The organism is Streptomyces sp. NPDC024698, assembly GCF_055559015.1.
In genome coordinates this window covers 81,451-103,214 of the sequence record NZ_JBVHLK010000024.1, presented here as the reverse complement: position 1 = coordinate 103,214, position 21,764 = coordinate 81,451, and the positions used below count along the sequence as shown (strand labels likewise).

Annotated in this window: 17 protein-coding genes; 2 read left to right on the top strand and 15 right to left on the bottom strand. The window is 68.9% G+C overall.

What is annotated here, in order from left to right; genetic code table 11:
* Positions 1-40 precede the first annotated feature (40 nt).
* The 3 genes from ACZ4AA_RS33415 to ACZ4AA_RS33405 are packed head-to-tail and all read right to left on the bottom strand — an operon-like array spanning position 41 to position 1,276.
* Positions 41-760 (bottom strand): hypothetical protein, encoded by a 720-nt coding sequence (locus tag ACZ4AA_RS33415; RefSeq protein ID WP_467611073.1) that lies wholly within the window; start codon positions 758-760, stop codon positions 41-43.
* An 18-nt stretch (positions 761-778) separates the two neighbouring features.
* Complete coding sequence (locus ACZ4AA_RS33410; protein WP_467611071.1) at positions 779-1,039, bottom strand: hypothetical protein; 261 nt, start codon at positions 1,037-1,039, stop codon at positions 779-781.
* Positions 1,040-1,054: 15 nt separating this feature from the next.
* Entirely contained in the window at positions 1,055-1,276 is a 222-nt protein-coding gene (locus ACZ4AA_RS33405) for a hypothetical protein (protein WP_467611069.1), read from the bottom strand.
* Between the two features lie 178 nt (positions 1,277-1,454).
* On the opposite strand from ACZ4AA_RS33405, the gene ACZ4AA_RS33400 reads away from it, so the two are divergent.
* Entirely contained in the window at positions 1,455-1,760 is a 306-nt protein-coding gene (locus ACZ4AA_RS33400; protein WP_467611067.1) for a hypothetical protein, read from the top strand.
* Positions 1,761-2,111: 351 nt separating this feature from the next.
* On the opposite strand, the gene ACZ4AA_RS33395 is transcribed toward ACZ4AA_RS33400, so the two are convergent.
* From ACZ4AA_RS33395 to ACZ4AA_RS33340, 12 genes are all read right to left on the bottom strand, one after another.
* On the bottom strand, positions 2,112-2,828 hold the full coding sequence (locus tag ACZ4AA_RS33395) for a hypothetical protein (protein ID WP_467611065.1): 717 nt from the start codon (positions 2,826-2,828) through the stop codon (positions 2,112-2,114).
* A 90-nt stretch (positions 2,829-2,918) separates the two neighbouring features.
* Positions 2,919-4,136: a hypothetical protein gene (locus ACZ4AA_RS33390; protein WP_467611063.1), complete on the bottom strand. Its 1,218-nt coding sequence runs from the start codon at positions 4,134-4,136 to the stop codon at positions 2,919-2,921.
* Positions 4,133-9,175: a hypothetical protein gene (locus tag ACZ4AA_RS33385; RefSeq protein WP_467611061.1), complete on the bottom strand. Its 5,043-nt coding sequence runs from the start codon at positions 9,173-9,175 to the stop codon at positions 4,133-4,135. The genes ACZ4AA_RS33390 and ACZ4AA_RS33385 overlap by 4 nt, the downstream gene beginning before the upstream one ends.
* A complete protein-coding gene (locus ACZ4AA_RS33380; protein ID WP_467611105.1) occupies positions 9,172-11,193 on the bottom strand; it encodes a CHAT domain-containing protein in 2,022 nt (673 codons plus the stop codon). The genes ACZ4AA_RS33385 and ACZ4AA_RS33380 overlap by 4 nt, the downstream gene beginning before the upstream one ends.
* Before the next feature lie 112 nt (positions 11,194-11,305).
* Positions 11,306-12,133: a hypothetical protein gene (locus tag ACZ4AA_RS33375; protein WP_467611059.1), complete on the bottom strand. Its 828-nt coding sequence runs from the start codon at positions 12,131-12,133 to the stop codon at positions 11,306-11,308.
* An 850-nt stretch (positions 12,134-12,983) separates the two neighbouring features.
* Positions 12,984-14,498 carry an ATP-binding protein gene (locus ACZ4AA_RS33370; RefSeq protein WP_467611057.1) on the bottom strand — a complete coding sequence of 505 codons (1,515 nt, stop codon included), beginning with the start codon at positions 14,496-14,498 and terminating at the stop codon, positions 12,984-12,986.
* Positions 14,499-14,518: 20 nt separating this feature from the next.
* On the bottom strand, positions 14,519-14,974 hold the full coding sequence (locus tag ACZ4AA_RS33365; RefSeq protein ID WP_467611055.1) for a DUF6238 family protein: 456 nt from the start codon (positions 14,972-14,974) through the stop codon (positions 14,519-14,521).
* Positions 14,975-15,017: 43 nt separating this feature from the next.
* Positions 15,018-16,487, bottom strand: coding sequence for an SCO6880 family protein (locus ACZ4AA_RS33360; RefSeq protein ID WP_467611053.1), 1,470 nt, complete (start codon positions 16,485-16,487; stop codon positions 15,018-15,020).
* Between the two features lie 106 nt (positions 16,488-16,593).
* On the bottom strand, positions 16,594-17,982 hold the full coding sequence (locus ACZ4AA_RS33355) for an SCO6881 family protein (protein WP_467611051.1): 1,389 nt from the start codon (positions 17,980-17,982) through the stop codon (positions 16,594-16,596).
* Between the two features lie 31 nt (positions 17,983-18,013).
* Complete coding sequence (locus ACZ4AA_RS33350) at positions 18,014-18,700, bottom strand: hypothetical protein (protein WP_467611049.1); 687 nt, start codon at positions 18,698-18,700, stop codon at positions 18,014-18,016.
* Complete coding sequence (locus tag ACZ4AA_RS33345) at positions 18,700-19,008, bottom strand: DUF6112 family protein (RefSeq protein WP_467611047.1); 309 nt, start codon at positions 19,006-19,008, stop codon at positions 18,700-18,702. The genes ACZ4AA_RS33350 and ACZ4AA_RS33345 overlap by 1 nt, the downstream gene beginning before the upstream one ends.
* A 74-nt stretch (positions 19,009-19,082) precedes the next feature.
* Entirely contained in the window at positions 19,083-20,225 is a 1,143-nt protein-coding gene (locus tag ACZ4AA_RS33340) for a C40 family peptidase (RefSeq protein WP_467611045.1), read from the bottom strand.
* Between the two features lie 631 nt (positions 20,226-20,856).
* Here ACZ4AA_RS33340 and ACZ4AA_RS33335 point away from each other — a divergent pair.
* On the top strand, positions 20,857-21,606 hold the full coding sequence (locus tag ACZ4AA_RS33335; RefSeq protein WP_467611043.1) for a DNA-methyltransferase: 750 nt from the start codon (positions 20,857-20,859) through the stop codon (positions 21,604-21,606).
* Positions 21,607-21,764 lie beyond the last annotated feature (158 nt).

Genomic DNA, 21,764 nt, shown 5'->3' with positions numbered 1-21,764 from the left:
AGCGGGGCGGCGAGGTGTTCTGGCGGTCACGAGCGGGCTCCTAGCGGTTGCGGTTGCGGTGGCGAGTAGGGGAGGCGGGTGTGGAGGGCGACGTGGCGGCGGGTTCGTCGGACACGGTCGCGGCTGGTGCGGTGTGGCTGTTGGGGGCTGTCGCGTAGTAGCGGGCGACGCCTTCCTGCCAACTCCTCTTTGCGGGAGGGCCGAGATCCCGCATCCGGTCGCTGGTGGCGTGCAGATCCGTGCCGAGCTCCCTGACCGTCGCGGCGGCATCTTCGAAGACGTACGACAGGTCCCATCCGCCCTGCGTGTCAGCGGTGTTGGCCTGTGCTGCGGCTGCCTCGAAGAAGTCGCCGAGGCGGACGAGGACGCCGTCGTCCGGGTCCAGAACCTCGTCGACGACGTCCGCCGCTGCCCCATAGGTGGCTGTGCCGTTCAGGTGGTCGACGAGCGTGAGCACGCTGTGCCCGATGCCCCGATCTCCAGCAGGGTCGGTGAGGGTGGTGATGCGGGTGATGTCCAGGCCGGGGTCGAGATCGACCTGGTAGCCGACGGCGGTCAGCATCCGGGCCGCATGGCTGGCCATCCGGTTCTCGCGCCCTTCGCCCATATCCCAGGGCAGGCGGTACCAGAAGGAGCGCAGCGTGGTCTGGATGACGAAGCCCGCGCGCTTGAGGAGGGTGCTGGCCAGCTCGTCGCCGCCTTCGGCGATGACGTTCCCGGTCGACTCACGGGTGATGACGACATCGGGGGTGGTGGACATGGAGGCCTCCGGGTGGGGCTAGAAGTGCGGGTTCTCGGTCGGCAGGTCGCTCGTGGCGGCGGCTTCCAGCAGCTCGGGCAGGTCGGCCGGGTCGGAGTCGCGTTGGTTGAGCCACCACCCGGCATGCGTCAGGGGCTGTACGGCCTCCTCGATGGCCTCCCACTCCGCCTCGCTGGTCGTGCCTTCGAGGACGAGGGCGCTGCGGGTGGCGGAGACCAGCTGGTGGCGGCAGCGGGTGCCCCAGGCGACCGCACGGTCGGTGTCGTCCAGCGGAGGCATCCGGTACCGCGCCGCCTACTCCTCGGCCTCGGCCTGCTCGGCGGCTCGCTTCTTGGCCAGCCACTCGGCCTTCGATTCGGTGTCCTCGCCTTGGACAGCACGCCAGCAGTCGGTGCAGTCACGCTCGGCGAGCCAGCGGGCGTAGCCGGCGCGACGGTCGGCCGGGCGGTCCGAGAGATCGGCCTGGGAGATGTGTCCACAGGCGTGGTTGACGGGCCAGCACTTCTTGACGGCCATGAGCCGGACTCCTTGGGAGAGCGAGAGCAAGATCAACGCGAACGGCGGGCGTTGGGCGCGGGAGCCTGGGAACGGACCGCTTCGTTCGGCGGTGCGTGCCAGTGGCGGGGGACGGGCGGTGCGGGGAGGCCGCCAGGGCCGCGCGGGAGCGGGCGGTGGGCGTGACGGACGGGACCTCGTGTCGGGCTGGGAGCGGCACCTCGGCCAGGGGCGGGGCGTTGTCCGGAGTCACGTCCGCCATCTCGGCCAGGTCGAGCCGGGCGGCGACGAGCTGGTCGCCGAGGAACGCGATGTGGTGGGCGATGGTGCGCAGGTGCAGGCCCAGCTCATGGCCGTCGGGGGTGCCGAGCCGCTCGCACCAGGCGGTGGTCGTGTCGATGAACTCCTCCAAGTCGCCGACGACACCCTGGTGTTCGTCGAGGAGCTGCCCCAGCACGTCGGCGACGTCGGCCGAGCGACGCAGCTCGTGCAGTTCTCCGGTTAGCGCGGTCAGCGACTGACCGGGCAGCGCCCGACGTACGGGCACCCCGTCCGGCGTGGGGATGGGCGGCGGCAGCACGATGCGGGGATCGGCGGCGACCGAGAGGCCGACGTCCTGGAACTCGTGGCTGGCGCGGGCCACGGTCCGCACCGCTGTGTTGTGTGGAGTGTCGCCGGGCAGCAGGTAGACATCGAGGTAACTGCTGTAACGGAAGTGGTGCTTGCGCAGGACCTCATCGAGGAAGGGGCGGTCACCCGCGACGGCGGCGGCCACCCCGAGGTCCGGGTGAACTCCGAATGCGACGTCGGGCTCGAGTTGCAGATTCATGGCGAAGGCTCCCTTCGGTTCCGGCGTCTAGCGGGCGTGGGCCGGCTGCTGGGCGGCGACTGGCGGGCGGTAGACGGCTGCGACGTCAGGCCGCCGTGGCACCGAAGCGCCCGCGCGGGCCGGGGAGATGGCGACGGCGGCCTTGGCCCGGCGCTGGTGGGTCGACGGAGTCGGATCGGGACGTCCGTTCCCGCGGATATAGGAGAAGGCTTCGAACGCGAGGGACGTGTTGTCCAGCCGGGTCTCGACGTACCGCAGATCACCCTCGCCGTGCAGCAGCACGCCCTCACGAGTGCGCATGTCGGTGCCGACCGCCCGCAGTGTGCCGTCGGGGTCGCGGACCTGGTCGTGCACGACGATCAGGTTGGCCCGGATGTCGGCATCGAGCACGTGGGCGGACGCGAAGACCGTCTGCCCGCCGCCGAGGGCCTCCGGCACCGGGTTGTTCTCCTGCCGGTCGAGGACACCCTGGTCGCCGTGGAGTGGGGTGGCGGGTTTGAGGTCGTACGCGGCGTCGGAGGTGACGCTGTACTGCGCGGCGCGCAGGGACTGGACGGCCTGCTGTCCACGCCGAGTCGGATCGCGCGCCGGCTCGGTCAGGGCGTACAGCTGGCTGCCGGGCAGCCACTCGAAGTCGACCAGCCGCAGCATGTGGTCGGCGACGTGGTTGTCGTGCGACGTCGCTGCCACGACGCCGTACTGGTCGTGGTCGGCGATGGTGATGTGCGGAGGTATTTCCGCCACGAGAGGTGCACCTCGCAGAGGTCGGGGCCGTGCGGAGGACAAGGATGTGGCCTGAAGACGGATTTGGTGGGGCCGGGGAATCTGCGTTAGTTAACGCTCAGCCGTGCGGCGCGCTGACAGCAGTCCAGCGAGGAGGTGGCCCGTGGTGGTGGCCCGATCGGTGGCTGCTGATGGGGCGGGTTGCGCGGCGCGGAGGCCGACGGGGCGGAGCGCCAGGACCTCCCGGGTCACGCGCGGCTCCACGTGGAGGTCGTCGTAGCGGGCGGGGTCCTGGGAAAAGGCGGTGGCGGCAGCGGCCAGGGCCGCGCGGGTGTCGCGGGCCTCTGAGGGCAAGCCGGCGAGGAGGTGTGCAGCTGCGAACTTTGTGTCCAGCGCCTCGGGGCAGCTCAGAACGGTCGGGAGCGTCCGGTTGCCAAGCTCGGCGTAGGCACCCGTCGTCAGCGCCTGGACGAATGCCGCCGCCTCGCCGGGCGGATTCGGCTCCGTCGGTTCGAATACGGCCCGGCAGGCCTGCAGGCGCAAGTGTCGCGGCGGGTATGCCCCGACTGCCTGGGCTGGGGCGCTTATCAGGGCGTCAGATAGGGTTTCGACGTAAGCGTGCCCACAGGCGAGGCAGGCGCAGACATCTGCGAACACCTCGCCTAGCCAGCGCCGCCAGACGGTCTGGCGCTGGAGTGGGAGGCCGCTTTCGCGCAGTCTGGTCTCCAAGGCGGCCGTCAGCTTGCAGTCGTCCTCGATGTGGTGGCCGACTTCGTGCGCCACGGCGAGCAGGCTGGGAAGGTGCTCGGTCTGGTGCCACGGCACGCCGATGATCGGGAATGGCAGCTGGCGCACCGCCTCGGCTCCAGGCCGGGTACGGACGCCGCTTGGCAGGAACTCCCGGTAGTCGCTTCCTTTGGCGACCGCGAACGGAACAGCGTCCCGGTTGAGGAAGATGAGCGGTGGCACGGGCGAGGTCGGAGCAGCCGCGCTCAGTGCCGGTTGGTAGCAGGCCCAGGCCAGCTCGTCGGCCGTGTCCAGGAAGTCCCGGTACTGCGGGAGGCAGCGCAGGATGAGCTTGCTGCGGAAGAAGTCCCACACGTGGTGAAGGTCAAGGATTGGCTCCGTCAACTCGGTGTGCGGGAGTTTTGAGAGATCCTCCAGAGCGGACTTCAGCAGTCGTGTCAGGCAGAACACCTGGCTGTGGTGCTTCTCCAGCGGGTTGCCTTCCGCGGCGGCCTCTTCCCAGCGTGCCGTCTCCCGGCTCAGGCTTTTTTGCAAGTGGCAGAGCCGAGCCCGGCTGCGCTGCTGGTAGTCGGCGCCGGTCATGACAGTACGTAGGTCGTGTAGGTGGCGGGAGCGGCGAATAGCGCGGTACTTCCGGCGGCGAGCCACTCCGGACCCGTCCACGAGAGTCGGCGCCGCACAAGCATGTGGAAGGTCTCCGCCAGTGTCCTCCCCTCCCGCATGGCGGTCGCGAGCAGGTCGACGGACGGGTAGGTGTGGTACTCGTTCAGCCCGATGCCGAGGATGGCGGCGGCGGGGAGCTGGGCGAGCAGCTGGGCCGCGAAGAGGTTGCGCCGCAGCAACTGCTCGGGAATGTCCAGCGGGGATCCGGGATACGGCGGATCGAGAACCACCAGGCAATCAGGCGATTCGTGCAGCCACTGTGCCAGGGCAGCGGCCGACAAATCGAAACCGCGCGACTTGTTCGCAAATCTCGACTCCGAGTACGGGGCGGACAGGTCGAAGTATGGCGCGCGGGTGGTGGACTCCAGTGGGGTGCTGACGTGGACCAGGCTCGGCGAGACGCGGAAGGGTTTGCGGGAGTCCACGGATTCCACCAACCGGATGTCGAACCCGGCGGATGCGTAGAGGTCGGCGAGATCCACTCCAGACTGGTGGTGGCTGCCACGGGATTCGTACTGGACTGCGGCGGACGGAGCGATGATGACCACGGTGGGCGGACCATTCGGGGGACGGCGGGGGCGCCGACCCAGGGCGGTCAGGTCCAGCGCGGACGCATCGGCGTTCTCCTGCCCGGTCAGTCGGGTGATGGCGCGTCTGGTACGCGGTCCGAGAAACCCGTCAACCGGAAGGTCCGGATCGACCATGTCGCGTAGGGCGGCCTGGAGGTGCAGGAGCGCGCCGATGTCGGCCTCACTCGGCCGGGTGCGGTACGAGACCACCGGAGTCCCCCCACCAAGCCATCCGAACTCGGCAACGGCCGGTTCCCACGGCAGGGAATGGACCAGCGGGTCGTCGGACTCCAAGCGCAACGCTCGGATCCGGCCGGGGCCCGGGATCTCCGGCATCGCCTCGGTCAAGGCCTCATGTAGACGATTTACGACGTCCTCCGGGTCGTGGAGCAGGAGGCGTTGCAGCGCCTCTGGATCGTCGAGTCGAAGGCTGGCGGGAGGGATGAGACCGATCGGCAGCTGGTCGGGCTGTTCCCTCAGCAGGCGCGGTACGGCCATGCGGTGCGGCAGACCGAGGCGCTGGTAGAGCCCACTGGCCGCCCGGTGCGCCTCCTCCTCGTTGGTGATCTCCGCGTAGGCGCGCAGCACATCGGCCGCCCAGCGGGTCGGTCGGCGTACCAGGGTCGATGCCTCGACGGCCCCCTCGATCAGCTGTCTCGACCCCTCGTAATTCGCGGCGAGCTGTAGGTTGGTGGCCAGCCGCAGCAGGATGGCCGAACGCAGCAACGGATAACGGTCCCCAATCGCTGTCAGGTATTTGCTGCGCTCAGGTTCGAGGGGGACACCCAGCTGGCTGCGGGCCTGGAGCCAGCGCCACCATGCGAGCGGCTCGGCGTCGTGTTCAAGGGTGGCCACGGCCCGGTCCACGGCCCTGCAGGCTGAGCGGCGTCGGCCAGCCAGGCGGTCCAGCTCGGCCAGCAGCGCCCGGTGCAGTGCCCGATCTTGCGGGTCGTCCTCGTCGGTGACCATGGGGAGAACACGGCGTAGCGGCTCCACCGCCGTGTCGGATGCATTGCGCGGGGTCGGACATCGCCGCATTTCCTCCAGCACGAAGAGGCGGGCGGACGGGGGTTGGAGGGCCTCCAATGCTTCGGCGAGCGCGGGGACCGCCTGCCGGTTCCGCCACCATGCCTCGATCAGCCGGTGGACGGCGAGGATGGCGGTGTGCCGTGGCGGCAACGGCGTGCTCATGTCCGTGAGGCCTTCGTTGGACGCGGGCCGATCGCCCCCTTCGATGGCCAATTCGCGCCTGAGGAGGTTTGTGCGGAGAGTGAACTCGCGCTCCGGTGCGGCCCACTGAACGGACGGTGGGCTGGCACGCCGATCGGCGACAGCGAGCAGCTCGCCCGTCTCTATAAGATCGCCGACTTCGCGGAGCAGGAAGCGGGCGTGCAGATAGAGGCATTCTGGATGACCGGTCCGGTACCCGAACTCCGCCCACATGCTCTCGGCTTGGAGGAGGAGCGTCTCCGCCTCGTCGACCGCGAGCAGCTCGCCCTGTACGACGGCACGTAGCTGGTGGATCCGGGCTTCGAGCTGGTAGCGAGCCGTGCCGGGGATGGATGCGGCGGCCGAGAGGGCGCGGTCCAGCGACGCCAGGGCCCGTTTCCCCCGACCGAGCATCACCTCTGCCTGGGCAATGAGAAGCAGTGCTTCGACCCAGGCGTCGGTGGTTCCACCGCTCGCTGCGGGCTCTGCGGCGGCGGTGGTCGGAGGCGGCAGGATGCGCAGGGCGGCGGCCGGCCGGTAGCAGGCCAGCAACAGCCTGGCCCGCGTCAGGGTCACCGGGTCCGTTCTGGTCGGCGAGTTGGCCTGCGGTCCGACCCGTTCGCACCAGTGCAGGGCCTCGTCCAACCGCCCGTGCGCCTCGCGCTCGCGGGCTAGGGCAAGCGCGATCCCCGTGGCCTGGGCGGTCCTCCCACCCTGCATGGCCAGCTCGTAGGCCTGCCGGTACGCATCCCGTGCGGATGGGTCGCCAGTAGCGGCGCGGCTGTCGCCGAGGACCCGCAGCACGTCCGCGCGCTCCTCGTCCCTGGCAACCACCAGCGCGCGCTCGGCGAGGTGCGCGGCTTCTTCCGCACGGCCATTGACGGTCAGCAGCGTCGAGCGCAGGGCGTACTCCTGGCCGGAGACGGGGATTCCATCATGCGCGAGGCCTCGGAGTCGGCTCACCTGGCTCAGGGCGTACTCGACCTCACTCCACTGCGGTTCCAACGTCCTCGCCTGGTCGCGCAGCGCCCGCTGGCTGAAAGCGTACGCCTCCTGGAGGTGGGCCTCGGCCAACTCGGCGTACGAGATCAGCGGCTCGCCGTGCCGGGTTTGTCGAGGCTGGTCCTCCTCGTCTAGATAGTCCCTACCGAGAACCTCGGTGGCGAGCTCGTGTAGCTCGTCGAGCGCGTCGGCCTCCCGCGCCCGGCGGAGCGCGGTCCGCCACGTGGTGGCGGCCTGCGGGTCGCCCATCTGGAATCGGTGGTAGACGACCTCGCGAGTGAAGTCGGCCCACTGGCCCGGGTACTGGGCCGCGAGTGCCTCAAAGTGTTGGGCGAAGGCGCGGTGCAGGGCCCTGAAGACCGGTTGGTCGGAGAGGAGCAGGCGCTGCGGCGCGAGGATGTCCGGGTGGAAGCTCACCGTCGGCGGGTCTCCCGGCGCCTGCGAGACCCAGGAGGAGTCGCCAGCGTATTCGAGCAGCCACCGCCAGACCTGCTCGAGCGCGGTGTCGTCCGCAGGCGGCTGGGTGAACGGGTAAACGTTCGTGCCACCGATGCCGTGGATGTCCTTGCGCGGATCGTCACTCGGGGTTGGTCCGCCCATGTTACTGAGAAACGGGCGCATGACCGGCAGGTCCTCCCGGCGAAGTCTGCGAGGGACGACGCCGTAGCGCAGCAGCCAGCGCACAGCAGGCTCCTTGATCCGGAGCACCACGCGTTCGATGAGGAGCGGCATGCTGGGCTCCGGAACCTTGGCCAGGGCCTCGGCGGTCAGGTCGGGGTCCTGCTTGATGGCATCCGCGAAGACCGCAAGGGTGAGCGGTCGGCCGTTGGCGCGGTGTCGTGCGACGGCTCGCTTGTCGGCGTTGGCGATGCCGCGGATCTGTCGGAGGTATGTTTCGGCCTGTTCCTTGGTGAACGGTCTGACCTCGAACCGATCGCTCCCGCCCAGTGCCGCCAGCGCCTGAGGTACCCGTTCGGTCAGGTCGTACCGCCCGGCCAGCACGATGCGAAGGCTGGGGCAGCGCTCTCGCACCTGCCCGAGCATCTCCAGAAAGCGGGTGATGCTCTGCTTGCCCCGCAGTAGGAGCTCCTCCAGGGTGTCGCACACCAGCAGGGCCGGACGGTCGCCGGCCGCGGCGTTGAACCGGCTGACGAAGATCTCGGTGATGTCCGACCGGAGCTCGTCGACGTTTTGGGTCCGCAGACTCTGAGAAGCAGTCCGGCTCAGGTCGGACGGGCGGCGATCGAGGAGGCTGCGGAAGGACGCGTAGACGTCCAGCTTGCCGAACGGGCGCTGCGGCCAGCGGTTGTCGAACTGCGCAGCGGCCTCCAGCAGCGCCAGCCAGGGGTGGCGGCCGATGACCACGGGGGATACGGCGTCGAAATCGATCCGGGCACAGGGGATGTCCAGCTCTGCGGGGACGCAGTAGCGCGTGACGAGCCAGCGCAGCTGCATCGTCTTTCCCATGCCGGCCGAGGCGAAGACCTGCCATACGCCGGTTCCGGAGCTGGTCATGAGGACGTCGGCCCGCTCCTTCAAGCCTGGCGGTGCCAGGTACTGAGCGCAGCGGGCATAGTCCACCGCCCAGTAGCACTGGGCCCGGACATAGCCTGCGCGGTCGAGTAGCATGCGGGCTACGTCCGGGCCCGACACGGTGCGGCGGTCGGCATCGCCGAGAACATCCAGCAAGTCCTGGCAGCGGGCAAAGTCCCGCTGCCGGTCCGCTTCGGCGAATAGCTCGTCGAACAGTTGGAGCGCCCGCGGTGTGTCAGCCACCAGCAGGTGCCGCAGTTGCTCGCTCCGCTCTCCGGCTGCCGCCCAGTGGTCGGCGAGTTGGCATTCCAGAGCAGCCAGGTCTGCGGGGGCCGGGCCGCCGGTCCACTTCGTCAGCCAGCTCTGCATGTATGCCGTCCGGTCGGCGGGCGGCAGCTGGTAGCGGCTCGGCTCGTCGGATACCTCCTCGATGATCCCCAGCTCGGCCAGCTGACCTAGCGCAGGTGCGTCCGGCCCGCCGGACGGCCGCAGCAGGTCCTCGAACAGGCCCCGGTCGAAGGTGACGGCGGCGGCGCAGGCTTTGAGTAGGGGTTCCCATGCCCCGGGGCGCAGGGAGCGGCGGATCTCGGCGAGGCTCGCACCGGACGCGATCCGGGTGCTGATGTCATGGAGTGGGTCGGTCATGGCCGCCCTCCCGTCACATTGACCAGGATCTCCCTGACCGAGCAGAACACATCTACGGGGGCGCCACCTTCGCCGATCTCGTTGATGTCCTTGAATAGCTTCTTGGCCTGGGCGAAGTCCAGGCCTGCCCGCTCGCAGTACTCCTCGGCCAGCCGCATGAACTCACGCCACTCGAAGTCGCCCAGCGTGAGTACCGGCTGCCACAGCCCGGCGTCCTCGAGCGGCAGCGCACCGTTGGAGACCCAGTCCTGAGTCGCCACGAGGACCAGCCGCAGCGGCGCCTCCTGGTTCCGCGCTATCGGCTCGATCAGCTCGGGGTAGACGACTTGTCGGCATGACTCTGGAAGCAGGAACTCGGCGTGATCGAGCGCGAGGATGTGGACGCGGTCGGGAGAGGCCGCACGCAGGGCATCCAGAAATGCGCGGAAGATTCGCTTCCTGCGCTCGTCGGCGTGCCCGATCTCCGGGTTGAAGGGTTGCCCCTGGTCCGCGATCGGCTCCGGGGCTGCGGTGCCGTCGGCTGCGGCGGTCACCGGCTCGATGCCCTCGACCATCGCATTGAGATTGGCATTGAAGTTGGAGAAGACCTCTTCAGGTAGCGGCTCCGGCTGGCTGTTGTCCAGGCACCCGGCGCGGATCGCGCGCAGGAGGTCCAGCCAGTCCTTGTGTACTAGGCCCGGCTCCCCTCCGTCGTTCGCCGGGAGTCGGCTGCTGAGATCCACATACGTGATGCGATGGCCGCGGACGAAGCAGCTGAGCAGGCAGGACCGGGTGAACCAGGTCTTGCCGGTGTGCCTGTAGCCAATCTGTGAGTGCCCGGAGATGACGAGCAGCGGGCGGTCGGCCGACTGCTCGGTGGGACCGAGCGCCCGCCACGCCTCGCGACGCTCGTCCGCGCGGTCCACGAAGAGCTTCAGGCTGCGGTACAAACCGTGCCCGCACAGCTTGACAATGGCCTGCTCGGTCGGCACGTAGCGGATCGCTAGGGCGGACTCCGGGCCACGGCGCGTGGCGAGCACGGGCAGGGCCCACCACCCCTTGGTGCTGTGTCTGTCGCGCAGCTCCCGACGTGCGGCGTGGACGGCTTGGTCCACTGCGTGGCCCTTCGCGACCGACTGGTACAGCTCTCCGGCAAAGGCAACGCTCGCCGGAGAATCGATGTCGGCCTGCATTGACACCACGGCTTCGGCCTTGGCCTCGAGGAAGGCGTGGGCGAGACCGCCGAGCCGGTCGACCGGGTCGTTCGCGGTGCGGCAGGCGTTCAGCACGACGAGCCGGGGCTGCCAGACATCCAGCAGCTCCGTGATGTCCGCGGAGGCCAGGCTCCATTGATTTCCCGGATCAGGCAAAGGGCCTTCCCGGGTGGTCCAGTTGAACGGCAGTGCGGCATAGGCGCCCGGGACAGCTGGCATGCCATGGCCGATGAAGTGCAGGATGTGCGGCCTCCACGTCCTGACCTCATCGAAGAGCCTCTGGTGCAGCGGGCCGTCGAGGACCTGGAGGTGCGCGCGGCCGGGAGTCGTGCCCAGTGCCGCTCCGACCCTGGCGACCTCCGGGTCGGCGAGCTTCTTCCGGTCACTCGGATTGCAGACCACGAGTAGGACTCGCAACGGCCCCAGTTCGATCGGCGCATCCAGCTGTCCACCGGCATCCTGCTGTTCACCGGCGTCCTGTGCTCCACCGGCGGCAGCGTGCCGACGCGAACCCAGCAACCTCGGGCTGTGGAAGAGCCAGATTCCGTGATCCCGGAGCAGCTCCCACGGCAGCAGGTGAAGGCCTTCCACTGCAATCTCGAGACTCAGGCGCAGTGGCTCACTGTCGGTGCCGCTCGCCTGTGCCTGCGCCCAGAGCGGGCCCACGGCACCGGGCGTCAGGAGGCTGAAGAGGAAGTCCCCAGCGTCCTGACGCTGCCGGTCGGAGGCCCCGGAGCCGAGCACCTCCGTGAGCGCATCGATCCGCTGGGCGGCCCCCGCCAAGTCGAAGTCCTCTGATTCCTCCTGCGCTGGCGCGGCGTTCATGCCTTCCACGCGCAGGATGACCTTGGGGGATCCGCCGCCCGCTCCCGCCTGCTCAGGCGGTCCAGGTGCTATACGGAATCGGGCAATCGTCACTGCGGCCTCTCGACACGTGTCAGCCGTCTCCCGGAAAAGTGAATGGCAGCTGATCCGCCTGCTTTGCCACGGTCAGGACGGCATCGGGGTCGTCCGCTATCTCCTCGCTCAGCAGTGTGGGGAGGACGGAGGGGTGGGCCCCACGGCCCGGTGGCCGCGGGCCGTACTGGGCCACCACCCTGCCCAGCCAGTCCTGGCGCAGACGAACCACCTGGTAGAACGGTGTGACGTCGGTGCCGGTCCATTCGGCGCCGAGAGCGCTGCGGCGGACGACCGACGCGCCAAGCGCCAGATCCGCCATACCGAGTGGACCGGCGACGCCCGCTGCCGCGGACACCTTGACCTCGGCCACCGCACCTGTCTCCGCCGCCGAGAGCACCGTGCCGCCAACCGCGGAGACCACGCTGGTCACGGCCAGCAACGAGTCGTCCCAGTCGCGATTCCACCACAGCGAAGCCAGGGCGTTCGAAAGGCTCCGAACGTCAGCAATTCCCCATTGTGAAATTTCGCGGAAGACTACGAAGGCCGTTTTCTCTTTCTGAAATTTCACCGAGGCGCCGGCGTCCGCCTGGGCCAGGACTGACAGCGCCTCAGGAGCGCTTCCGGAGGCTTTGAACCTGACATCCACCGACTGCTTCGAATCGTAGACGAAGGTGCCGGGCGATGTGCCGAGTTCCGGGACAAAGGAGATTCCGCGGCCGGCCAAGTCACCTGCTCTGCGGATTGCATCGCCTTGCCTGTCGTAGACATCCCCTAGTCGAACGCGGTTCGACAGGGGCCAGGTGATCCACCAGCCATTCCACTGATCCTCAGTCATCGCCTTGCGATAGACGTCATATCCTTGCACCGTACCTCCCGATTGCGGGAGTAATGAACGGGGAGCGGAAAGGAGCTAGACTCCATTCTCGACGAAGAGACGCTGGGAGATTTTCTGCCGGATTCATCAGGGCTCGCTTGCTGACTCCTCTACTTACAAAACTAGCCGCCGTAAATCGGCCTGTCAAAAGGGCTACTGCCGGTTACGATCGCATCCCGAAGCGAGTCGCCGAAGGCCGCCTGGAATGGCGAGGGACGCGGCACAGGCTGGTAGTGCCGACAAGGCCCGACCGACCAGGGCGAAGGTAAGTTACGTCTCGATCGGCGCGAGAAGAGATCAACATCGACGCTCTGACGCACGGCCTGCTCGTAGCGGGGAAGCGGTCGGTCGGCCACCGCGGACGCTGCCCAGTGCCCGCATGACCGAGGCTTCACACTCGTTGCGCGAGTGGGAACTGGTCGGCGTACGCGGCGTACTCGGGGGCGACGACGCTCTATGAGTCGGTCCGGGCGGCGAGTTCCTCAGTGAAGCCGCAAGGTCCTCGGGCTCGTTCGGTCGGCGGGCCGAGGGGCGGTCTGGTGCGCCGAGGCCTGCGCGGCAGAACCAGGGACAAGGGGGGGTGCCCGGCGTTCCGTCTGAGTGCGGTCGGTGTCGGGTCAACCATGACGGGTGTCGAAGCGTCGGCTCGTCGAGGCAGCGAACGCCTGTTGCCAGGGTGACAGGGCCGGAGCGGAGTTGGTCGATGTAGCGCCGGACCAGATATGGGCTCAAACCGCGGATCCTGTACTGCTGAGTCATGGAGGGCACACTCCTTCGGGATGGGCTGGAAACAGGAGAATGAGCTGAGGCACGCGGCGCCGCCCCGGCGTGATGGGTCTGATCAGGGGTGGGTGATAACAGACATCCGCGCGTCCGTGTCAAACAACTCGCGCTCACACGGATGAAGAAGATGTTGCGTTATGAACGACCTTCCTGCGACCTTCCACAGGCCACGCCCCTTGGTGAGCGCCGAAACAGCCTGGGTCTCGATGCCGGTGAGCCCCAATAGGGATGCGGCAGAGGTGAGTTGGTCGGCTTCCTGGCGGTAGATGATCCGGGTGGAACAGTCGGTGAGCAGGCCTTCGGCCAGGGCGCGTCCCCGGGATCCGGCGTCGCCTGCGGCCAGCAGGTCGCTGAGGCGGTGGATGACCATCAGGTTCGCGATGCCCAGGCCACGTGAGAGCTTCCACTGGCTCTGCATCCGCTCCAGCAGTGCGACGTGCCGCATCACGCGCCATGCCTCGTCGTAGATCACCCAGCGCCGTCCCCCGGAGGGGTCGGCGAGCGCGGATTCCATCCAGGCGGAGGCGCAGGTCATCGCCACGACGAGCGCGGTGTCATCGCCCGCACCGCCGAGGCGGGACAGGTCGATGGACAGCATCGGTGCACTCGGGTCGAACGCAACGGTGCTCGGTGCGTCGAACATCCCGGCCAGGTCGCCGTGCACGAGGCGGCGCAGTGCGTGGGCGAGGTCTTCGGCGGCGTGGCCGAGGCGGCCGGACAGCTCGCCGAGCGCGGCATCGAGACGCTCGCGGGAGCCGAGAACGTAGGCGACCTCGCCCAGTAGCGGCGTCGTGCCGTTGGCCTCGGCGTAGGCGACGACCTGGTCGAGCGCCACATCAAGGGCGGTGTGTTCCATGGGATGGAGCTCGCGTCCCAGGACCGTCTTCGCGAGCGAGCCGAGCAACAGGAGGCGCCGCTTGCGGACCTCACCGATCCAGTCCTCCTCGTTCACGCCGTACGGCCGGGCTGGCGCATCCAGGGGGTTCAGGCGTCCGGGCAGGCCGGGGCCGAGCGCGATGGTCTGCCCGCCCAGTTCCTGGGCGACGATGGTCCATTCGCCCTTCGGGTCGCAGGGTACGTAGATCCGGTATCCGAAGGCCACGGCGCGCACGGCGAGGGACTTGGCCAGGGCGGACTTGCCCATGCCGATGATCCCGGCCAGCAGGATGTTGGGGTTGGTGAAGCCGTCGAGGCGCCCATACAGGGCGAACGGGTCGTAGGTGAACGCCGCTTCGGCGTGGACGTCACGGCCGATGTAGATCCCCTGAGCGCCGAGGCCGCCCTCCGCGAGAAACGGGTAGGCCCCGGACGCGGTGGCTGTCGTCATCCGATGTGCGGGCAGCTTGAGACGGCCGCCGCGGGCGGACGCCGGACCGGGCCGACCGGTAGCCGGGTAGGTAGCCCGCAGCTCGGGGTCGAGACCCGGCGCGGGGCGGCGGACTTCGGGGCGGGCGGCGTGCCGGGCCTGGTCGCGGGCGGCGGCGAACTGGTGACGGGCGGCGCGCGCCGTGCGGCGGTCGCTCTTGCGGGGGACGAACAGGGGGCTGGCGCTAGCGCGGGTACGAGAGGCCATAGTGGTGGTGCTCCTGGCGGTCAGTGGCGAGTGAGGCCGGTGAAGGGGGCACGCAGATCGGCTGGGGTGTGGTCGTGGCGGACCCGGGTGGCGATGGCCAGGTGGCGCTGGCAGACGGTGAGTTCGGGTGCCCCCTCGGGTAGCCGGGCTCGGCACGCCTCCCGGGTGGGCGGGCGGGCGGAGCCGGGGTGCGGGGCGGCGTGGAAGGCGGCGTGGAGGTGCTCGGCTGCCTGCCACAGCCGGATCCGGCACGCCCGCAGGTGGTCGCCCTCTGCCCTCGCCACGGAAGTGGTGCGGGCGGTGTGGGCGTCGAGCAGCCCGTACAGCGCGACGACGTGGGCGTGCAGGGAGTCGAGTTCGGCACGGCCGGCGGCGATGGGGGCGACCGGCATGTTGATCGCCTGGTGGAAGTCGAGCGCCGCGGTGGCGAACGGGACGAAGTCCGGAGCCAGTTCGGGCAGGGGCTCGGTCGGCATGAGGGTGCCCTTCGGTAGAGCGCGAGAGGGTGGTGCGGGTGCGCTACGGGCGGGCGAGGGGCAGGGCGGCGTTGGTGAAGGCCTCGGCCTGCTGCCAGGTGAGCAGGCGCAGGTCGACGAGGGCGGCGACGGCGCCCGTCTCGATCGCGGCGCAGGCGGCGTTGAGCTGTTCGTCGGTGTCGGCGCTGACGGTGAGCAGACCGGTGAGGGCGACGTCGGCGTGTCCGGCGATCAGCTGGCGCTCTCGCTGCTTGATGTCGGCGTACTCGACCGAGTCCTCCTCGGAGTCGACCTGCCCCTTGCGCTGCCGCTCGGCGGCGTCCGCGATCACGGTGGCCTTGCGGCGCTGTACGTCCTTGAGCGCGGAGTCCAGTCCCTTGGGTTCGTACGTGAGCGAGAGGGTGCGGCGGACGCCGGAGGTGAACAGGAGCTGGTGCAGGAAGCCGGGTGAGGTTTCGATGCGGGGCCAGTTCTCGATCCAGAACGTGGCGTGGTGGGCCGAGTCGGTCTGGATCCGGTCGGCCTTCTCGACCAGGACGACGGGCCCGGCGGCAGCGGGCTCGGCCTGCGCGCGGCCGGAGGCCGACCACTGGTCCAGCGCGGCCGACGCCGCAGGGTCGTATGCGGTACGGATCACGGCGGCGATCTCCGACGCGCTCAGCCAGCCGCTGGGCGTGAGACCGGCAGTGCGGGCGGCCTGGTCGAAGGTGGACGTGAGCTGGGCCAGGACCGCGCAGCCGCCGGTAAGCCCGCCGCCGGCCTGGTTGATCAGGCGGCGGGCGGACTTGAGATCGAGGGCGAGTGCCACGTACGCCTCGTGTGGTGCGGCGGCCGGTCCGGCGGCGGCCAGCAGGTCGCTGTAGATGGGACCGGCCAGGTGGGTCTGGGCGTTGCCTTGCTCGTGCCAGTAGCGGTTGAGCGCGTCGCCGGAGTCAGGCACCGTGCGCTCCAGGACCTGGACCCGGGCGATGTGCCCGGTACGTGCCAAAGCGGCCAGCGTGCGTCCCCAGCCTGCGACATTGCTGGTCTGGGTGGCCGGGTCGAGCAGAGCGAAGGCACGGGAGGAGACCTTCACAACGGCGGTGAGCGTGCCGTGGTGCGGATCGTGCGCCGCGCCGAAGCGGCCGTGAGGGGAGGTGACTACACGAAGGGAAGCCGCGGTGCCCGGGAGGTGGAGCAGGCCCTCGCGGCGCGGTCGGGTGGACGGCCGGGCGAGCCAGATCAGCTGGCCCCGGAAGCGACGGAGCGCGTACCGCGCGGCGATAGGAGCCCAGTCGGCGAGGGACCGGCCGCGATGGCGGATGAACACCGCCGTCAGAATGCCCGCCCACAGCGGTATGAACTTGAGCGCCCCGGAGACGCCGGAGGCGAGCAGCACCGCAAGCAGCAGCAGCCCGGTCATGGTGACGACGACCAGCTGAGGAGCCGACAGGCCGAGCAGTACACCGCGCCGCGAGCGGTGCGGGAATTTCACGGTGGCGGGGCCGTCAGGCTGAGAGGTGTCGGAGAGCATGGCGAAGCCGTCCTTGGAACGTGGGGAGCAAGAAAGAAAAGAGGCGGAGGAAGCGGGGCGGGCGGCGCCGGAGGCGACCTGAGCCGCCCGCCCCGTCAGCCGAGGGCTACGAGCCCGATCCACCCGGCTGCTGGGGATAGACCCACCGCTGCGGCGTGGCACCGCCCTGCGGAGAAGGCTCGCTCACTGGGGACGGCCCGGTACGCCAGGGTGCCGGCGGATCCAGGTGAGTGACCTGTGGCTGCTCTACCGAGGCGCCCTGCGGCGTCGGTCCCGAGGAGACCGGCGCCGCGTCGGCCGCGGTCTCCTGCCCGGGGCGCTGGATCAGCGGCTGACCGCGGTCACCATCGGTGGGAGGCTTCCGGATCAGTGCCCGGCCCTTGTCGCCGGTGGCGTTGGGATCCTCGCCGAAGCGGAAGTGGGTCTGCTTCGGCTGGTCGTTCCCGGCCGATCCGCCGGTCGGGTCGATGCCGGAGGCGACACCGCCCGAGCCCTGGCCCGGAACATTCGACGGGCCCTGCGGAGCACGCATGCCGGTGCCGACCTGCATCGCGAGCTGGCCCGCGGTCTTCGCCGCACCCGCCGCCACCGCCATCCCCGCGACGCCCGTACGGTGCAGGTCGTCCTGGCCACCACCGTCGGCCGCCCAGTGCACGAACTTGTACGTGGCGTAGGGGCACAGCATCACCAGGACCATGACGACGATGCCCGCCATGGCGTCGGACAGGGCGGCGAGTCCGTCGGAGGCGTCGCTCTTGCCCATGGCCGAGACGCCCAGCAGGAATACGATCGTCATCAGCAGCTTGCTGACGATCAAAGTGCTGGTTGCCTCGATCCACCCGCGCCGCCAGCGACGAGCCACCTCCCAGCCGCCGCCCGCGCCGGCGAACACCGCCAGCGTCACCAGGACCAGGATGCCGACCTTGCGGGCGACCATCACCGCCCAGTACAAGAACGCGCCGATGGCACACCCCAGACCGACCATGGCGGGGATCGTCCAGCCCAACGCGTACATCGGGCCGAGGTCGTTGACCTCGATGATGCGGCGGATCGCGTCGTCGACCGAGCTGTTCGCCGCCTTGAACAACCCGGCGGAGAGCGCATCGACCACGGTCAGCGCGACGGTGGTGCAGGCGATCGCCGCGAATGCGAACAGGACACCCGCCACCGTCCCGGTCACCGCCTGCGCGAGAGCACGTTCGTCACGGCGCCAGGCCGCGCGCATCAGCTGCAGACAGAACGTGCCGACGGTCAGGACGAGACCGATAGGTAGCAGCAGCTCGTAGTTGCTGCGGAACCACTCGGCGTTGAGATCGACGGCCGTTGTCTTGTCGACGGCCGTCGAGGCGAGGTCTGCAGCGGACTGGGCCAGCTCGCCCATCGACTTGGCGATCCAGGCACCGATGCCATCGGTGATCGCCTCGCCGGTCGCACCGACGACGCCGCCGACGGTGCTGCACACTGTGTCCATCAGTGGAAGGTCACAGGCCCCCATGAGGGCACCTCCTTTCGTGAATTGGGGGCGATCAGGGCGCGACGCTCGGCAGCACGCCGACGAGGGCACAGGCCTGGTCGGGACGGCATTGGACGGCGAGCGTCGTGGAGCGGGACTCGGCTCCGGCCCCGGAGCCCTTCCAGGCGATGGACTGCTTGCCGGTGACCGTGACGGCGTAGACGTACGCCTCGGTGATCGCGCCGGGGTCCTGGGCCAGGGCGGTCTTGAACGCCTGCGGGAAGTGGCCCTCGCCGACCTTGGCACTTGCGTGCTGGCCGTTCTCGTGCATCCGCGACCACAGCACCGGGGCCGGCACCTGATCGGACACGGATTCCCAGTCGGCGTACTTCTTCTCGCTGGTCATCCACCGCTTGAGCCTGGCGACATGCTCGGCCTGGGAGACGGCGCGGGTGTCGTATGTCCACAGGACCTTGGTTGCCGCCTTCGCAAACTCGATCGGATCGCTCGTCCGGGGCGGCGATGCAACGGCCTCATGCTTGCCGTCGGTCGCCTCCGGCGAAGCCGCCTGCGGCGTGGACTTCGCAGATGGGGAGGGCTTCGCCGAGGCGGGGCTCTCCGAGCGGGTCAGATACGCGAGGAGACCGGCGACGGCCAGCATCACGGCGAGGACGAGGCAGCCCATCAGGGCACGTCGTGGGACCGAGGACGGTGCTCCGTACGTGTGCTCCTGGGCGGCAGGGGAGTGCTTCTTCGTCATCAGTGGACCTGCGTCCCCATCGCCGAGAAGAACGTCACGATGCCGTTGGCCGCGCCGAGCAGAAGCGCGCACCCGGCGGCGATGACCGTGCCCTTCTTCCCGTTCGCCTCGGCCTGGTGGCCGCCGCTGTGGTGGCCCCAGGCCCAGACGATGGCGGAGACGGCCAGGGAGCCGACCACCGCGATGATCCCGAAGAGGTTGATCGACGAGATGACGCTTTTCAGCACGTTGAGGCCGGGGAGGCCGCCCTCCTTCGGGGTGATGCCGGGGTTGTACGCCAGGTACTGGGCGTGCTGCGTGAGCTTCACTTGGAACTCCAGTGCGAATATGGGTGCGCGAGGGCCCGAGAGGAGATGGAGCGGCGAGGGGGAGAAGATGCTGGTCAGACGACTCGACGGGCGGCGACAATGTCTGCACGCCAGTCGGCGAGGGTCGAGATCTTGACCACGTCGCCGGTCTTGGGGGCCTGCAGGACCAGCCCTTGGCCGATGAACATCCCGACGTGTTCGGGTGCCTTGGCCGTGCCGTGGGTGAACAGGAGGTCACCCGGCCTGAGGGCATCGACGCTGACCGCCTTGCCCTCCTTGACCTGCGTGTACGTGGTCCGGGAGAGCGAGATGCCGCCGGCCTTGTACGACGCGTGCACCAGGGACGAGCAGTCGCACCGGCCCATCGGGTCCTGGCCGTGCGGAGCAGAACACGTACCGCCCCACTGGTACGGAGTACCAAGCTGGCCAAGTCCCCAACGAATCGCCTTACGAACCGACTTGGGCGAACTTGCCGGGATCTGGTACCCCTCGGGGATGGACCCCGCGGGAATCGGGCCGAAGGAGGACCCGTCCTCACTGGTACCGCACCTGGCAACCGTCGAGGAGATCGCCTGCTCGGACTCACTGCCCGTGTCGCGGCCTTGGCCATAACCCCCTTTCTGGCCAAGCGACTTGGCGATGGCCTTCTGAAGGACTGTGGCCAGCGGCTCCCACGTCGCGTACGCACCGGGGAAACCGCTCTTCTGAACCGCCTGCGCGGCTTGAGCGATGGTCATTGACTGCCAGCCCGAGACATTGAGCAGGCCCTCATAGAACATCGTCGAGGCATGCACCGGATCACGAACCTGCGCAGCCGTACCCCAGCCCTGGCTGGGACGCTGCTGGAAGAGACCGAGCGAATCCCGATCGCCGTAGTCCAGATTCCGCAGCCCCGACTCCTGCAGAGCGGTGGCAAGGGAAACGATCTGCCCCCGCGCTGGCACCTTCATCGCGACGCCAGTGACCTGGATCGTCTTGGCGTTCCGTATCTGCTCCTCGGGATCATCCAGCCCGGAAACGGACACAGCCCCCTTGCCGTCGCCCTTGAGGATCGACTCCACCTGCTTCGCGACCGCCGTGCTGTCCACAGCCTGTGCGCCATCCGCAGAACAGGGGGCCTGGGCGCTGCTGGAATCAGCGAGAGCGACTGCGACCGGCGCTATCAGCAACGCCGGGCCGAGCGCCACGGCCCCTGCTATGGCCACGACCTTCTTCACGGACGAAGCCCGAACGCCGAACGGCAGGACCGGGAACTCGGCCCTGGGGAGTGGCCCGCCTGGGCATGCTGCATCGGCAGCTCCTTACTCGTAGGCAGCGCGGCACAGCCCCTCTCGCCGAAAGGGCATCAGTACCGCGCCGGATATGCATTCGGAATCTCTGGGGATGACAGGGAAACCAGGGCCGGGAGTTGCTAGCTCCCGGCCGCTGGACCCGTTACTGGGGGATCGGCAGCCAGCCGCGCTCGTAATCTCACCCGCCACATGGGAAGTCCTCTTCGTCGATTAGGAAGTCACTTGGTGGGGTGTCAGGTGCACTGCCGGATGAACGGAACAGCACGCATCGACATAGCTCAGCAGAGGCGGATCCAGTTTCCGTTCTACGAACAGGGCGAGACTGTAGGGAGGAAATCCGGCCGCACCAAACTGACTGTGCTTCGGACGGTTCCGGGCCGGCGAGCGGAGATCGGACTCATTGGGTGCGGCCGGAATACGGAGTTAACCTCCAGTGCATTGCTCGTCCCGGCAACTGCTTTCGCAGTTCCGCGGAGCGCCCCATGCCGACGTGCGCAGCCCTCCGCTAGCGGAGAGACGCGCGCACGACCGCCTCCCTGAAAGAGAGAACCGCGCAATGCCGTACACCCTGCACCGAGGTGACGCGCTGACCGCCCTCGCCGGCATCCCCGACAACAGCGTCGATGCCGTGATCACCGACCCGCCCTACAACAGCGGCGGCCGAACCAGCAGCGAGCGCACCGGCCGCTCCGCACGCGCGAAGTACACCTCGGCCGACGCCGAGCACGATCTCGCCAACTTCCCCGGAGAGAACCGGGACCAGCGCTCGTACGGCTTCTGGCTCACCCTCCTGCTCACCGAGTCCTATCGCGCGACCGTCGAGTCCGGCACCGCGCTTGTCTTCACCGACTGGCGGCAGCTGCCGACGACGACGGACGCGCTCCAGGCCGCCGGGTGGACCTGGCGAGGAATCGCGTCATGGCACAAGCCGGTCTCCCGGCCGCAGAAGGGCCGACTCAAGCAGTCGTGCGAGTACATCGTGTGGGGAACCAAGGGGCCCGTCGACGCCAACCGCAACCCCGTCTACCTGCCTGGTCTCTACACGGCGAGCCAGCCCCGGAAGGACCGGGTGCACATCACGCAGAAGCCCGTGGAAGTGATGCAGGAGCTGGTGAAGATCTGCCCTCCGGGTGGAACGGTCCTCGACCCCTTCACCGGCTCCGGGACAACCGGCGTCGCAGCCTTGCGTGAAGGGCGCCAGTTCATAGGTGTCGAACTCGCCGAGCACTATGCCGACATCGCAGAGCAGCGGCTGCGCAACGCACTGAGCCAGGACGAATTCGAACTTGCCGGACCCGAGAAGTGAGAACAACGCCCCACCCCAGGGATCGGGGCGTACAACGCAGAAAAGGGCGGTTGGGCCCCCCCGGAAACCGGGGCGCCACACCCCATTTAGTGGGGGTGGGGGTCGGGGGACGGGTAGACTTCGGCGCGCGTGAACCGCGCCCGCCGCGAGCGCAAGGG